At 41.3% G+C, this 14,632-nt stretch carries 9 protein-coding genes; 6 read left to right on the plus strand and 3 right to left on the minus strand.

Translation table 11 applies throughout. The features are described 5' to 3' along the window. Positions 1-96 precede the first annotated feature (96 nt). Complete coding sequence (locus ACNI23_RS03950; RefSeq protein WP_420246905.1) at positions 97-3,459, plus strand: AAA family ATPase; 3,363 nt, start codon at positions 97-99, stop codon at positions 3,457-3,459. Here ACNI23_RS03950 and ACNI23_RS03955 read toward each other — a convergent pair. The 3 genes from ACNI23_RS03955 to ACNI23_RS03965 are packed head-to-tail and all read right to left on the minus strand — an operon-like array spanning position 3,452 to position 6,647. Beyond that, on the minus strand, positions 3,452-4,033 hold the full coding sequence (locus tag ACNI23_RS03955) for a hypothetical protein (RefSeq protein ID WP_420246906.1): 582 nt from the start codon (positions 4,031-4,033) through the stop codon (positions 3,452-3,454). The genes ACNI23_RS03950 and ACNI23_RS03955 overlap by 8 nt on opposite strands. After that, positions 4,030-5,697: a carbamoyltransferase family protein gene (locus tag ACNI23_RS03960; protein WP_420246907.1), complete on the minus strand. Its 1,668-nt coding sequence runs from the start codon at positions 5,695-5,697 to the stop codon at positions 4,030-4,032. Before ACNI23_RS03960 ends, ACNI23_RS03955 begins: the two co-directional genes overlap by 4 nt. Positions 5,698-5,723: 26 nt before the next feature. Then, positions 5,724-6,647: a tyrosine-type recombinase/integrase gene (locus ACNI23_RS03965; RefSeq protein ID WP_420246908.1), complete on the minus strand. Its 924-nt coding sequence runs from the start codon at positions 6,645-6,647 to the stop codon at positions 5,724-5,726. 360 nt (positions 6,648-7,007) lie between these two features. Between ACNI23_RS03965 and ACNI23_RS03970 the strand changes: the two genes are divergently transcribed. The 5 genes from ACNI23_RS03970 to ACNI23_RS03990 all read left to right on the plus strand — a co-directional run bounded on the left by ACNI23_RS03970 (position 7,008) and on the right by ACNI23_RS03990 (position 14,630). Further along, the gene (locus ACNI23_RS03970) at positions 7,008-10,325 is read left to right on the plus strand and encodes a DUF4347 domain-containing protein (RefSeq protein ID WP_420246909.1); all 3,318 of its coding nucleotides are present in this window, start codon (positions 7,008-7,010) and stop codon (positions 10,323-10,325) included. Between the two features lie 276 nt (positions 10,326-10,601). After that, the gene (locus tag ACNI23_RS03975; protein WP_420246910.1) at positions 10,602-12,110 is read left to right on the plus strand and encodes a TolC family protein; all 1,509 of its coding nucleotides are present in this window, start codon (positions 10,602-10,604) and stop codon (positions 12,108-12,110) included. A gap of 70 nt (positions 12,111-12,180) precedes the next feature. Next, positions 12,181-12,999, plus strand: coding sequence for an efflux RND transporter periplasmic adaptor subunit (locus tag ACNI23_RS03980; protein ID WP_420246911.1), 819 nt, complete (start codon positions 12,181-12,183; stop codon positions 12,997-12,999). Then, positions 12,996-14,351, plus strand: coding sequence for an HlyD family efflux transporter periplasmic adaptor subunit (locus ACNI23_RS03985; RefSeq protein WP_420246912.1), 1,356 nt, complete (start codon positions 12,996-12,998; stop codon positions 14,349-14,351). The genes ACNI23_RS03980 and ACNI23_RS03985 overlap by 4 nt, the downstream gene beginning before the upstream one ends. Positions 14,352-14,363: 12 nt before the next feature. Further along, positions 14,364-14,630, plus strand: coding sequence for a hypothetical protein (locus ACNI23_RS03990; protein WP_420246913.1), 267 nt, complete (start codon positions 14,364-14,366; stop codon positions 14,628-14,630). The last annotated feature ends 2 nt before the right edge of the window (positions 14,631-14,632 follow it).

A 14,632-nucleotide genomic window follows, 5' to 3' on the forward strand; every position in this document is an offset into this window, starting at 1 on the left:
ACGTTGTTTTTGGGATAATATAATTCTTATTGTTTGAGTTTGATTAATGATCAACTGATTTGTTGAGTAATATAAACTTTAAAATAACTAGAAATTATGGTTACATACAGCAAGCCAACAGCCGTTCTTTTGGAAGAAAGAGTTTGGAAGGAACTAAGCCCTCAAATTTTCGAAAGATTTGCAGCGGACATCATCTCATGCATTTTTCCAGATTCCAAAATTGACCTGACATCACCAATCAACGACGGTGGATATGACCTGGTCGTTATTGATGATAGCAAGGTTTTTTCTGCAGTAGGCTACGGGGAAGCAAAGCATACTAAGCAAAATAGTCTTGCCGATTATGCCAGAAGTGTCGTTGCTGCCTTAAAAAGCATTGATTGCAAGTTACTGATTTTAGTTACATCTGCCAAAATAAATTTGAATTCGTACGCTGAAGCCTATACCGTCCTAAAAGACAATGGAACTGATTTCAGGGTTATTCACCGAGCCACATTAACTTCACTGCTGTCCTCTTTCCCCGAGTTGATAGATAAGTACTACATTGGTCACTTCATTGACAAACATGAATTAAATTATACCAAGTATTTTGACAACAAATTCAGCGATATTTCAACCCACTATGCATTTACAATCATATCAAATCATCACGATTCTAACCCTAAAACACGTGCTATATACATGGCAAATCCTGAATCTGAAGGACGCCAAAAAATTAAGAAAAATGAGAAACTGCGCTTAGCTGTTTTGATCGAAAACAATACTAATAAAAGCAAAGATATTGTCGTTAAGATTCAGCAAACAGCTATGTGGCATTCTCATACCGGGGCCAAAAGGACTCAACATTTGACGCCCTTTGGGTCAGCATACTGCGAATACATACTTGGCCTTAATGCTGACCGTGGTGCATCTCTGCCAAACATAGAATTATATCGTAATAGTGACAGCTCCGGCCCCATCTTAACTATTGATGCTGGCGATTTTACGATAATTCCTCATTACACTCCTCCTTATCAGGGCAAGAATGCACATTTTAATAAACGAGAATTGATTCACTTCGTTTCTGAGAGAACGACAAGCAACAACAATTCAATAGTATTTATTACTGGGCCGGCCGGCGGGGGTAAGACAAGGCTGTTTGATGAAGCAAAGAAAGAACTATCCAGTTCGCACAACATTGAATACTTTCGTTGTAACATCGAAAGAGGTAAATCATTAAAACCTCTACGTAATATTACAAAACAAATAATGACAAACTTGTGTTCTGCACCACAAAAATCACTTGATGGAGAGTGGAGCGCAGGTCAGATTGCAGATCTGTTAAGTTTACCATTGCTCGAGACATGTTGTATTTTGGTCGAAGATTTACACCATGCAGACGATGAAACATTCTCGTGTTTAATCAAATTAATTGAGAATTTAAGGCAAGCTGACAACGGTTCTCCTGTTATTCTTGTCTTCACAGGTAGAAATGACGACACTTTCTACAATAAAGGTTTTGACAAATTAAAAATTTATCTCAGTGGCTTATCGAAAACAAACAAAGAGAATGATATAGCCCAGTACAAAGAATTTAAGCTCCAGGAAATGACAGAATTAGACATGCGGGCTCTTATTACTGCTATTTTTACGAATGGAATAAGTGAAGCTGCGATAGAGAAACTGCTCCCGCTGTGTCAGAATAGGCCCTTCAACTTATTTCAAATTCTTGAATATCTGACGGAACAGTCCATCGCCGAACTGCACCAGCAAAATGGCTACTCAATCAAAAAGCCAGAGGTCTTTTATTCTAAAGACGGATTTCCCAGCACACTTATTGATGTCTTTCATGAAAGATTAAGATCGCTTGTCCAGTTCGACCCAGAAGGAGTCGTCATCCTTGCTGCGTTGGCTTTTTGGGGTGTAGAAATCCCTCATGAAACTGTAAAATCAATAATAGAAGAAACTGATTCCGAAAAAATTCTACATGAGCTTACTGCTAGAAACTATATAACATCAAAAGATGAGCACACATACCAAATAACACACGAAAATATAATACACTTTGTATTTGAACTCGCGCATAAAAGCGAATTCCGCAATTCAATTTCAAAAGCAGCAAGAACCTTACTGGAAGTAAGCGAAGATGAGGAGCTGCATTCTTTGCAGTTGAGCAAGCTGTATCATTACGCAGAAACAAAACATTATAGAAATAAATTATTATCCTTAGTTCTGGACGAAATGGGGGCAAGGGATGCTACAGATGTAAGCCAAAAGAACAATCTTATTTCATCCTATAGTATATTCAAATATGGAGAAATGTTGTTTGATCAATTAGTAAAAACAGACAACATGTACATAAATGAATTGTTTGATTTGCTTTATTTGAAGGCTTTTGTCTCAAAATTTACTCAGAATTACTATTCTACAATTCATTCAGTGAAAGAATCTTTATATAAGATGGAAGAGATTTTACGCTCTGAAGGAGTTGCCAAAACCAAAGAACATAAATTTAAATTAGCAAGACTGAATCAAATTGTCGGTCATGTGGCGCAAAACGCAACAGACATCAAAATATCTCATGCTCATATTACAAAAGTTGTTAATTTTCTGGGTAATGTCCACTCCGTCGATCCGACAGGAGAATTACTCGATTTACGGTTTGAAGCAGCTGATCGGGGGAGAAAGAATTTTCTGTATATCGGTGATTTAGATAGCGCAGAAGATAATACTGAAAATATTCGTGAAATAGTTGAGCTTAAAAATGATCCGTACCTAAGGGCTATTGCCGGCATAGGCCGTGCCGAAGTGTATTTTGTACAGAATCCAGTAAAAGCATTTTCCCTATGGCATGAAAACAATGCTGACGTTGAAGCATATGCTGAAGACAGAATAAAACTGACCGCAGCACTGGTAATGCATCAGGAAGAAATTGTTCTTCAGAAGGCTAACCCAGATGAACTGTATTTCAGCTTGAAAGAACTATTGGAAATTGCTCAAGAGAAGAGATTTGTCGGCCCGCTTCCTAAAATTCACCTGCTTAAAGGGACCTATGATCTTTTAAAGGGAGACGCTCCAGAGGCGATAAAATCTTTTGACGACTCATACAATGAAGCTGAAAAATACGGTTATGGAGTATTTCTTTGGTTATCTATGAACAATAAAGCTCTTGCTCAACAAGTGCTTGGGGATATGGAAGGAGCTTACCATTCATATCGTACAGCATGGGGTCATGCTAAGAAGCAGGGTTTTTATAAATACCCGGTAGTAAATTCGCCAAGGCCCTTATTTTTCCAGAACGCTTTGGTTTATAACTATTTATTGTTTTCTAAGCTTAATGACTACCCCAACGTTCGGTTTGAAATATTATCAACATTAGGCATCAATGACACTTCTGATCTTTATGACAATTACTTAGAACGACCTGCAGATCCTTTGTTTAAATTTGGAGATTTCGGATACTATATGACATTTATCTAATTTGAATAATGGGCTTTAAAGTTGGAGAGTTTGCGTCTGAAAAGAACAATCCGCTTACAGTATCTTTAATCGGGCTTGGTGTGAGTTCTATTGTCCTGTTTCTGCTGCTATCACTTTCAAAGCGGCCTAATGTCATGTGAGGAGAATAGTTTTTACCAAAGTTGCTAGTGTGCAAGTATTCTAAATAATCATTAGGGACTCCCTTTTCCAAGTACTGTTTTACATAAGTTTCGTGCAGGCATCCACGGAGGAGCGAAAAGAAGTTATGATGCAAAGAGACTAAATATTCACCAGGTTCAACTTCAGCTGAGAGTGTATTATACGAAGTGAGATGGTAGTTGGAATAGAATAATTCCTTAGGAATATTCATTGAGGTTTTATTTGATATAATTTTCAGGGCTTCTTCGAATTTATTATTCACAACGGGAGCATAAAGTATGGTTGTGTGTAAGCATGGATGCTCTATGGCATTTTTTAATTCTTTTAAACTGTTTAAAATTGTTTCTTTAGCTCTTTTGGACGGTGTGTAGTGAATGCATATGTATCTGGTGCTATCTAAGTATTTCTTTATCATTTTTTAACAACAATATTTTCTAAAACAACCACATCAAGATTGGAATTAACAAAAGTTCTCAAAGCATCTTCTGGAGATTCAACAATAGGCTCGTAAGCTGTATTAAAAGATGTATTCAACAGAACTGGTATATCTGTATACTCTCCAAATTGCTTTAGGAGTTTATACACAAAAGGATTGTCTTCTTCCGCTACTGTCTGCATTCGAGCGCTACCATCAACATGGGTAATGGCTGGTAGCTGATTTTTATATTCTTCAAGGACTTGGCATGTATAAAGCATATAGGGTGATTCAAAGTCGAGATCAAAATATTTACTTACTGTGTCATAGGTTGTCATTGGTGCAAATGGTCTGAAATCTTCCCTGCATTTGATCTCTTTATTAATGTGATCCCGCATTTTTGCATTTTGCGGAGAGGCAATGATACTTCTATTGCCTAACGCCCTCGGCCCCATCTCCGACCTTCCTTTCAATATTCCTAGAACCTTCCCTGCTCTAAGAAACTCAGCCAGAATAGACACAAGTTCATTTTCATTATTATATTCAGTACCTTCAAGTCCCATTTTAGTTATTGCCTGCTGACAATCAGTGTGAGTATACTGGCGCCCAAGAAATGGACTGAACTTATGGGGCGTATTAACTCCACCAAGGAAGTTGTACACGTAAAACGCTGCTCCTAATGCTTGGCCATCATCTCCTGCAGCTGGAAATATGTATATGTTTTTAAAAAGATTACTGTCTGCTATGAATTTGTTAGCAACACAATTTAAAAACACTCCCCCTGCAAGACAAAGATTGCCTGTATCTACATTACTAGCTAGTTCTGAAATACAACTTAAAATCAAATCTTCTATTGTAGACTGAATATCGTATGCAATTGAGGATTTGTTGGTATTTATAAAATTTTTATATGGGACTCCGGAATCTATGTATAGCTGGTGGATTTCTTCCAAGTAATCTTTACGGCTAAGTGAGTGATGTATGCCTTTAGTCGCTGTGTCAAATTTTATCATTTTGTCTCCATACGGAGCTAAGCCCATAGTCTTCCCAGCTTGACCAAATGCAAATCCGATTAATTTTGTGATTTGCTCATACTTACGACCAATGCTTATGGGATTGTCCTTTTCCATTTCCGGCATATAGTCATATCTAAATCCAGTGTAAGGGCTTCCATATTTAGTAGGCATTTGTTGTGTTCTAGAACTAACAAGAGAAATTTTCCCATTCTTAGCAGTGTAGTAACTTTCGGCCTCTGCATTCCCGTTTTCATCAACATCCCCGCATCCGTCTGCTACAACAATTGCACATGATGAAAATGGCGAAGTATAGTATGCACTGTATGCATGTGCAATATGATGACCAACAAAATATATATTATCTTCCGTGAGATCAAATTCTGCGCTGATACTTCTAATCCATCCCTCTACAACGTCTTCATAAATAATATTTCCGCCGAAAGTTATCCCAATATGGGTGATTTCTTGTTTAGATATCTTGGACTCATTTAGAACATATTCTATTGCTAATTCCGGCAGTAAATCTGCAGGGGAGTGCTTAACTCTATCAAGGCGTTCTTCAGATATGGCAGAAACAATTTTTCCGTTGTTGATTAATGCAGCTCCCCTGTCATGACCGATATGGAGCCCCAAGATATAGCTATTCATAATTTCTAGTTATCGATACTTTTTACCTACTTAATCTTCCTTCTTGGATGCTTTTTCGCGAGTATATCTCGCTGAGAAGAGAGGCTCACATGAGTGTAAATCTCTGTGACTGATAATGAGCTATGGCCTAGTAATGTTTGAATGTTTCTTATGTCTACTCCGTTTTCGAGTAGCATGGTTGCGATGGTGTGGCGGAACATGTGAGGGGTGATGTTTTCGGTAACGCCTGCAATTTCACTGTATTTTTTGATAATTCTCCTAACGGATTGATCGGAGAGTGGTTTGAGATCCCTGTTTAGAAAAAATGATGTAGAATCATGTAGTGCGTACTGATAAAGCAGACTGTATTCTTTTAAAATTTTCAAAGAGTTGTTTTCGCAAAGAGGGATTAATCTTTGTTTATTCCCTTTTCCATTTATGATTAATTTGTTGTTCTTTAAGTCTATTTCAGATGGTGAAATACTGCATAATTCAGAGACTCTGATCCCAGTAGCAAACAATAATTCTATTACACATATGTCTCGTGTGATTTCTCTGTATGTTTTGCTTTTATGATCAAATTTTTCTTTCTCCAGATACGCATATTTTAAAATTATAGATAGAGATGTCTCTTTTATTATTTTAGGGAGTTCTTTTGATCTATCGATTTTAATATGTAATTTTCTAAATGGAGAGAATGGGATTAAGTCTTCTCTTTCAAGGAAGTTAAAAAATGATTTTAGTGTAGCAAGCTTTCTTTTTAGTGTTTTTGGTTTATAATTATGATTTATATTTGATAGGTATGTTCTTATAGATTCTTTGTCGATATTTATTACTTCAACATTACTTAAATCTATTGTCTCACTAAATTGAGATAGGTCTTTTCGGTATGCTTGCAATGTTAATGAGGAGAGTGATCTTTCTAATGAACAATACTGCAAAAATTTTTTAATAGCGAAATTGAGTTTCATATATAGTTTCTCCTTTGATTTGTGTAGTTAATGCGACAAAAACAAAGAAGGTACAATTGATATATATGTAATCATTTTAGGGGTTAAATTTCATCTTAGAAGAGATTCGTTCGGAGGATAATCACGCAAGGCGTCCCTCGCCCATAAACCACCCTCAGAAGGCCAAATTTCTCTATATTTGACCGGTACAGAATAGGGGCAGATGTCAATATACTCTTTTATAGACTCTACATGATTCATATGATAAACCCCTCACTGTTTTCTTAATATTCTACCAAGCTATCTTTGTTCTTATTCATAATCGATTAATTCTGACGCCAGTGCAGAATTATATTCTGGATACTAGAGAGGGGGCGGAACATGAGACTGGAAGAGAGAATTGTACTTGATGGTGCGGCTGCAGTTGTGGTTGAGCATGCTGCTCAGGCTATGGCTGATGCGCATATAGTTGATAATACTGCCGACGCAAATGCCGCACAGGATTCTCATGCTGACCATGAGGCTAAGGACGCAGCGAATGCTGATTCCGGTTCTGCTGAGACCACAGAAGCACCTGATGTTGCCGCGCTTTTAAAAGCTGTTGCGCCTCAGGAGAATCAGCCTGCCAGCATTGCTGGATCAGCCAAGGATAGTATTGCACTTACTGCTCCCAAAGACGATCCCAAGCTGGAAGAAGATCCGGTCACTGTGCTGGTTGCTTCCAGCGGCCTTGCAGATGTCAATGATCTGCTAGGTGCCGCAAAGGAAAACGTGGTTGCCGTTACCTATGACGGTGATACAGATAATCCTGACGATATTTTCAACAAAATCGAATCCGCTCTCGACGGCAAACAGGCCGCGTCCATCGGCTTTGCCTCCCATTCTATCGACTCCGGTTCCATTAATCTGGGCGGAGATTATTCCGTTGATGCCGATACCCTTCTTTCCAATCCTGAAATGACCGAATTCTGGAAGAATGTCGGTTCACTTGTCGAATCCGATGGTCATATTGATTTGCTCGGCTGCAGTGTTGCTGAAGGTGAAGTCGGCAAGGATTTCATTGCTAAGCTAGAGCAGATCACCGGGCGCGAGATTGCCGCAAGTATTGATGATACCGGGAATGCCCAGTCCGGCGGCAACTGGCTGCTTGAGGAGGGCGGGGTTGATCTTGCTGAGCTGTATTTTGATAGTGGGAAGTTGGGGGAATTTGATGGGGTGCTTAGTTCCGCATCGATTACGATTTATCTTGATTCTGGTAAATCGCAAACCCTGACTGATTATAACGGAAACGGATATTACGAGATTGATAGTGTAGAAAAATTGATTGCTTTGTCTCGCAGCCGAAACCCAAGCAGAGATTGGGCCAGGAACTATGAGCTTGCTTCTAATATCGATTTCAGTTCCAGAGAAAGATATGTAGATTGGAATGGTGATGGGCGGACAGGAAGTTCTGGAGATAATGATGGTTTTAGGCCTATTGGATACGATACGGATAAAGATACCGCTGATTTTCAAGGCGTTGCCTTCACAGGTGATTTTAAGGGAAATGGAAAGACAATATTTAATCTGTACATAGATCGCCCGACTGAAAGTTATGTAGGATTGTTTGGAAATGCTTCCGGTGCCAGAATTGAGAATGTCCGTATTGTTAATGGCGAGGTCAATGGTGAAGATAATGTTGGCCTATTGGTGGGCCAACTTACCGGATCGTCAACTGTTACCAATAATGAAATTTCAGGGACTGTGAGAGGGGATGCTGCTGTTGGTGGTCTGGTCGGTATGATCAAAGGTGACCGCTCTGGCAATATTAATGTTAGTAAATCTTTCTCCACGGGCACAGTAGTTGGCGGTAAGAACGGAAACAGAGATGCGGGCGGGCTGATAGGGGCTGTATACTTATACGGATCGGAAGATGTCTTTGTGAAAGAAAGTTATTCCACAGCTAAGACAAGTGGTACTTTTGGGATAGGCGGACTAGTTGGCGGCATAAATGAATATGGAACTGGGTACGTAGTTGTTAGCGATAGCTATGCTACTGGAGAAGTGAAAGGGGATGGTTTTGTTGGTGGACTTGTCGCAGTTATGTACGGAAGTGGAAACATGGCTGTAGACAATAGTTATGCCACGGGAAATGTTTATTCTAATAATTTTCATGCAGGCGGCCTTGTCTCTTATGTTGAAGGTCTTAATAATGCGGTTGTAAGAGATAGTTATGCAACAGGAAATGTAAAAGGCAATTTATCAGTTGGTGGAGTTGTTGGTAGTGTGTGGACTGCGCAGTCTTCTGTGCGCAATTGTTATGCGCTTAATTCAAGAATTGAAGGGATATCTGATGTAGGAAGGGTTGTAGGCACTAACTGGGGCGGAACTCTTTCTGGAAACTATGCCAACCAGATAATGACTGTTGTCGGCGGTACAGTTGTAAATAAAGGACTGACAAAGGTTGATGGGGCAGATGTTTTCGGTACTCAATACTTATCGTATCAAGATTGGAGCAGAAGTCTCTGGGCGTTTCCTTCTTCTTTTAGTCGCAATCCGACATTAAAAAATGCCAAGGCTTATAACGTAAATGTTCCCAAGCCTGAACCTGTGAAACCGAAGCCAGATCCATTGCCCGATCCTGTTCTACCAGACCCTAAACCGGAGCCTAAACCGGAGCCTAAACCGGAGCCTAAACCGGAACCTAAGCCGGAGCCTAAACCGGAACCTAAACCCGATCCTGAGCATCAGAAACCAACGTCAAACAATTCTGGTGATTCAAATTCTTCTGCAAGCGCATATAAAAAGATCGCTGATACTATTAATACTATAGATACGGTTGTGTCTCCCATGGCAAAGGTTCAGCTAGTGCTCGGTTCTATGTCTGGATTTTTTAAAAATGCTGGCGCTATGTTGAAAAAAAATCCTGTTGAGCGTTTAGCAGATATATTAGGAACGGGTACAATTTTATTAGAAAACAAATTAACTCAATCTACTATAGCAGACTTGACCGGTGTTATTGACAATGCCTCTGATCTTGGTGGGGGAGTACAAGAAGATTTAGGAAATGCTCTAAATTCAATCGGAATGACTGTCGATACGATTAAATTAGCATTGGATGCAAAAGGTGCCTATGATGGGGTTGTATCTTTAGTGAAAGCTCCTACTAAAATTTCGGATGCTATTAAGAATTTTGTTAAATTACAAAAAGATGATTTGAGTAATGCTTACTTGCTTAAGGGGATTGTTGATAATCTTAACACATTGGCACTTCTTACTCTTACGCTAAGTGAGCCTAAAGGAGTTGATTTTGACCCATTAGAAGACGCAATTAATGAAATGAACATGCTTTCAGTAAGAACAGAAATGCTTGGTATTGTATCACTAGGTAAGGAAATGTATAGTGCAGGAGAGGACATACACACCGTCCAATCGTTTCTCTCGGATGCTATAACATTAATTTCTGCTGGCACTTATACAGGAGTAATGCAAGAAATATTAGCCAATGATGTTCAGAGATCTCTGTACATACAAGAGTCTATATTTAAACAGATAAAAAAGATGGATGCCTCAAAAAAAATAACTAAGGATACACTGATATACAAAATGGATTCTGAGTTTCATGATGGAATTCTTTGGGATTCATATAATGAGTCTTTAAAGAAAGTTAAAGCAAGTGAAGTGTATGCTTTTTCAAGTGATGGTCAGATTATATGGTAGCTTAAGGTTAAGTGACGAATATTCTAGGGTGTTGGGATGAGCTTTGGCTTTATGTTTGATTCGCCACATAGGCACAAAACCCAAATATGCGAAAACCTGTTTAGATCTATGAAGATTGAAAATCGATTTTCGGAGTTACCCATCAGCTAGTAGCTTCTTTTCTTTTTTATTTTGCTGCGTAGGAACAACAGAATATTAAAGTTGCAAGGACACTTCAGTTGGAAACTGAGTATATGTTCTAGCCTCTGGAAGTCGAGTTAAAAACAAGAAAATATTATGATTAGACTATTCTTTATTTCTTTTCTCATCCTCACAGCCTGCGCCCCCAAAACCGGCACAGAAATGAGGAACGAGAATCTGGCTAAGGACCTCGCCTTCACTAAACAGGCTGAGATGACCCTTTCGGGTCAGCATACAAACGCTACTTCTTCTGAAGCAGGCGAAGCCATTATGGGCAGAGCTATTTCTCTAAGGGATGCCATTGATTACGCCCTTAAGCATAACCTTGATGCTGCTGTGTCCGAACATCAGGTTGCTGTGCAGCGTGAAGTGCTGACCGGGTCATACTGGCGCATGCTGCCTTCTTTAATGAGTAATGCGGAATTTTCCACTCAGGACTGGCATACCCCCAGCTCTTCCAAAAGTTTTGAAAGTGGGCAGCAGTCTTTAGAACCTTCCATTTCTCATGATCTTGAGACTTCCACCCAGTCTGTGGAGCTTTCTTGGAACCTGCTTAACCTGGCGGTGGATTTCCAGCGTACCTATCAGTCTGAAGCACAGCTGGGCATGAGTAAGCAGCAGCTAAAGCGTGTGAAGCAGAATCTGATTGTGAGCGTTATTCAGGCTTACATGCGTTGCGCCATTGCCAAGGATGCCAAAGGCAAGGCTGAAAGTATTATTGCCCGTGCTCTTAAGCGTCAGGAAATAATCATTAAGCAGAAGAATGACGGAAGCCAGAAAAAGAAAGATGCCCTGAACGGTCAGATTTCTATCATTAAGTTGCGCGATAGTATCCGCCGTTATGAATATGATTACCGTCAGGCTAAAAAGGAACTTGCTCAGTTGCTGGGACTTGCTCCTTCTGCGGAATTTACCATTGAAGGAATCAACCTTGCGGATGTTCCCAACGAAATGGCTATGAATCTTCCGGCATGGGAAAAAGAAGCACTGGCATCGCGTCCTGAAATGTTTGAAATGGACCTGAAGGAAGATGAAGCCGTGCGTGAAGCGGACATCGCTCTTACCCAGATGTTCCCGGCCCTGACTCCCTTTGCCCGCTACAGCCGTGATGACAACTCCTATATGTCCCGTCATCAGTGGTGTAATGTTGGACTGCGTGTATCATGGGACCTGCTGACCATTCCCCGTCTTTCTTCCGAGCAGCAAACCGGAATGAAACGGGCAGCGGTCGTTCGCAAGCAACGTCAGGCACAGGCTCTGGCAGTACTGGTACAGTTGAATCTGGCTACTATCGAATACCGCGATGCCTATGAATCTCTTGGCATAGCTACCGAGCTGGAACAGAGCCAGAAGGAACTTCAGGATGTAATTGACCGGGGAGTTAAATCCCGGGCTGAAAGCGAAAGTCTTCTGCTGCAGACCAACCAGCAGTATCTTGAAGCCCGTGTAAAAAGACTGCGGGCATATTCTGACCTGATCATTGCCAAGGCCAAGATTTACAACTCCATGGGCCGTGATTTTGATCAGCAGGATCTGACCGCGACCAGCGGCATCAGCACCAAGCATGCTGAAGTCACAGATGAAATGTCTTACGCCTTGAAATAGATAAAAACCAAACCGAACAGCCGAGTGAGCCTTCTGGGTTTCCTCGGCTGTTTTTTATGATCGAATCAATATGAAAAAACTGCTCCCAGCCATAGTATTGCTCGCATTGCAAGTTCTGATTGTCCCTTGTGCTCTTGCTTATAATTCCACCTTGCCTACTTTCCCTGACTTTTCGGAACAGGGAACCGATAATGAGCCAGATCTCCATAAAACTATGCAGGGCACATTTAAGGTGGTTTTTTCCCCGCGCAAGGAGGTTATACTTTCTGCGGAGGTGGATTCCACCGTCAGCTTTATTGCAAAGGAGTTCGGGCAATCCTTCAAGAAGGGGCAGGTACTGATCAAACTGAACCCGGAAATGTTTATCTGGCGACAGGATAAGGCCAAAGCCCTTCACAAAAAGGCAGCAGAAACCTTCAAGGTCATCGAAAATCTGTACAAAGACAAATCCCGTTCCATCATTGATTTGGAAGAAGCCCGTGCAGATTTGACCATTTCCAAAGCTAATATGCGTATTGCCAGTAAGGAAGTAGGGTTTTGCACCATCAAGGCTCCTTATTCCGGCCGGGTTGAAAGGCTGCTGGTGGATGAACGGGAATGGGTGGAAGCAGGCACTCCGCTGATTAAAATTGTTAGCGATTCGGTGTTGCTGGCCCGCACATTGGTGCCGTGGAATGAGCTGAAGTCCTTTCCCATTGGGAAACAGGTAGATATTGAGCTGACTAGCGGTGAGATAGTGAAAGGGAAAGTCTCCCACGTAGGCGCGGTTATGGATTCCGCCAGTCAGACCTTTGAAGTGAAGATCGAAGTGCCCAACTCAAAACGAAAACTCAAATGCGGCATGACCGGACACATTCCCACGCCCGTAGCCAAGGTTGCTGAGCGATGAGTAATGAACAGCACCCGGCAATGATCTTGCACCAGCTTTCCACGGAATTGCTGGCTGCGGAAAACCTGAAGCAACTTTATTTTCGACTGCTAAACCGTTCTATTTCGCTTTGTCCTTATAAACGGGCCGTGCTGTTCAAGGTTGATGGGAAGCGTGTAAACTTTTTGGCTGTATCCGGTAAATCCGGAGTGGATGCTTATTCCGAAATGGTCGAAAAATGGGAATCTTTAGCCTCGTCACTTTCTGGCAAAGATAAACCGCAATTGCTGAACGAAGGCGTATTTTCCGATCAAGAAGCGCAGAATTGGAAATTTATCAGCGACCATACCAACGGTCTTTCCGTATATTTGCTACCGATCAAACCGTGGGGAAAGACAAAATATGTCCTCTGGTTTGAACGCTGGGAACAGGAAGAGTGGACTGAACGGGATTTACAACTGCTCAGTCTTGTCGGTGTCAGCGCGAATTCGGCTTTTGAAAGATTGGAGCCGGAAACCTTTTGCCGTCGTATGAAAGATAGAATTTTTAGCTGGCACCGTTTTCTGGTTGCAATCGTTATCTTGCTGGCGATACAGCTCTCATGGCGTGTTCCGCTCCGGGTAGTCTCTCCTTGTGAAATTATTCCGGAAGATCCTTTTATCGTTACCGCGCCTCTTTCTGGTGTCATTTCCGAGGTAACGGTCGAATCAGGTGATAAGGTCAATGAAGGAAGCTCTCTTTTTTATTATGATCCCCGTGTGATTACTGAAGAACTCAAAATTGCTCAGCAACAGGTAAATATTCTTGAAACAACCATGATGACCACGGAGCTCAAAGCTCTTGATAGTACAAAGGCCAAAGCTGAACTCTCCATTTTGGATTACCGTCTGAAGCAAGAGAATATTCGCTTAAAAATGGCTGAATACCGAGCTTCCAAGTTGAACGTCCGGGCGGAGGTATCCGGTTCAATCATCGTGGATAATCCTGATGAATGGCGGGGCAGGCCGGTCGAAGTGGGGCAGAAGGTACTCATGGTGGTTGATCCTGAAAATATCAACCTGCGTATCTGGCTTCCGGAAGCTGATAACGTTAATTTCAGCAACAGCACTGAAGTTAAAGTACTCTTGAACGCATTTCCTGATGATTCATTGCATGCGCGGATTAAATACGTGGCCCAGAGTGTTTCCGTAAGCCCGGAAGGTGTTCCCTCGATAATGGCCGAAGGAGCCTTTGATGACCAAGCCAATATCGGAGAAGGAAAGCTTAGGATGGGGTTGAAGGGATCTGCTGTGCTCTATGGCGAAAAGGTTTCTGTTGCCTACTGGTTGCTGCGCAAACCATGGGCATCAGCTCGAAGAATAATGGGAATTTAAAGGAGAATAGACATGGCTGATGAAAGTAACGATCTCAAAGTGGTTATCCCCAACGATCTTGATTACAAATTTCGCGATTTTTTCAATGTAAATGCTTCCGCCACGGAAGTGGTTATTGAAATGGGCAATGTACACCGTTCGGTAAAGAATGAAGCCGTGCTGCGCGACAGAGTCGTTTTTTCCGTTCCCGGAGCAATCCAGCTTAAAGACGCCCTTAATTCCGCCCTTGCTGAAGTGGAACGCCAGATCCGGGAAGCAACAGAAAACAATAAGGCTTAACA

The organism is Maridesulfovibrio pacificus (SeqCode), assembly GCF_048612815.1.
In the GTDB taxonomy this organism is placed as follows: Bacteria; Desulfobacterota; Desulfovibrionia; order Desulfovibrionales; family Desulfovibrionaceae; genus Maridesulfovibrio; species Maridesulfovibrio pacificus.

Bases quoted from the DNA above. Each gene is read 5' to 3' on its own strand.
- ACNI23_RS03950 (WP_420246905.1), top strand. From the start codon at position 97: ATGGTTACATACAGCAAGCCAACAGCCGTTCTTTTGGAAGAAAGAGTT.
- ACNI23_RS03955 (WP_420246906.1), bottom strand. From the start codon at position 4,033: ATGATAAAGAAATACTTAGATAGCACCAGATACATATGCATTCACTAC.
- ACNI23_RS03960 (WP_420246907.1), bottom strand. From the start codon at position 5,697: ATGAATAGCTATATCTTGGGGCTCCATATCGGTCATGACAGGGGAGCT.
- ACNI23_RS03965 (WP_420246908.1), bottom strand. From the start codon at position 6,647: ATGAAACTCAATTTCGCTATTAAAAAATTTTTGCAGTATTGTTCATTA.
- ACNI23_RS03970 (WP_420246909.1), top strand. From the start codon at position 7,008: ATGAGACTGGAAGAGAGAATTGTACTTGATGGTGCGGCTGCAGTTGTG.
- ACNI23_RS03975 (WP_420246910.1), top strand. From the start codon at position 10,602: ATGATTAGACTATTCTTTATTTCTTTTCTCATCCTCACAGCCTGCGCC.
- ACNI23_RS03980 (WP_420246911.1), top strand. From the start codon at position 12,181: ATGAAAAAACTGCTCCCAGCCATAGTATTGCTCGCATTGCAAGTTCTG.
- ACNI23_RS03985 (WP_420246912.1), top strand. From the start codon at position 12,996: ATGAGTAATGAACAGCACCCGGCAATGATCTTGCACCAGCTTTCCACG.
- ACNI23_RS03990 (WP_420246913.1), top strand. From the start codon at position 14,364: ATGGCTGATGAAAGTAACGATCTCAAAGTGGTTATCCCCAACGATCTT.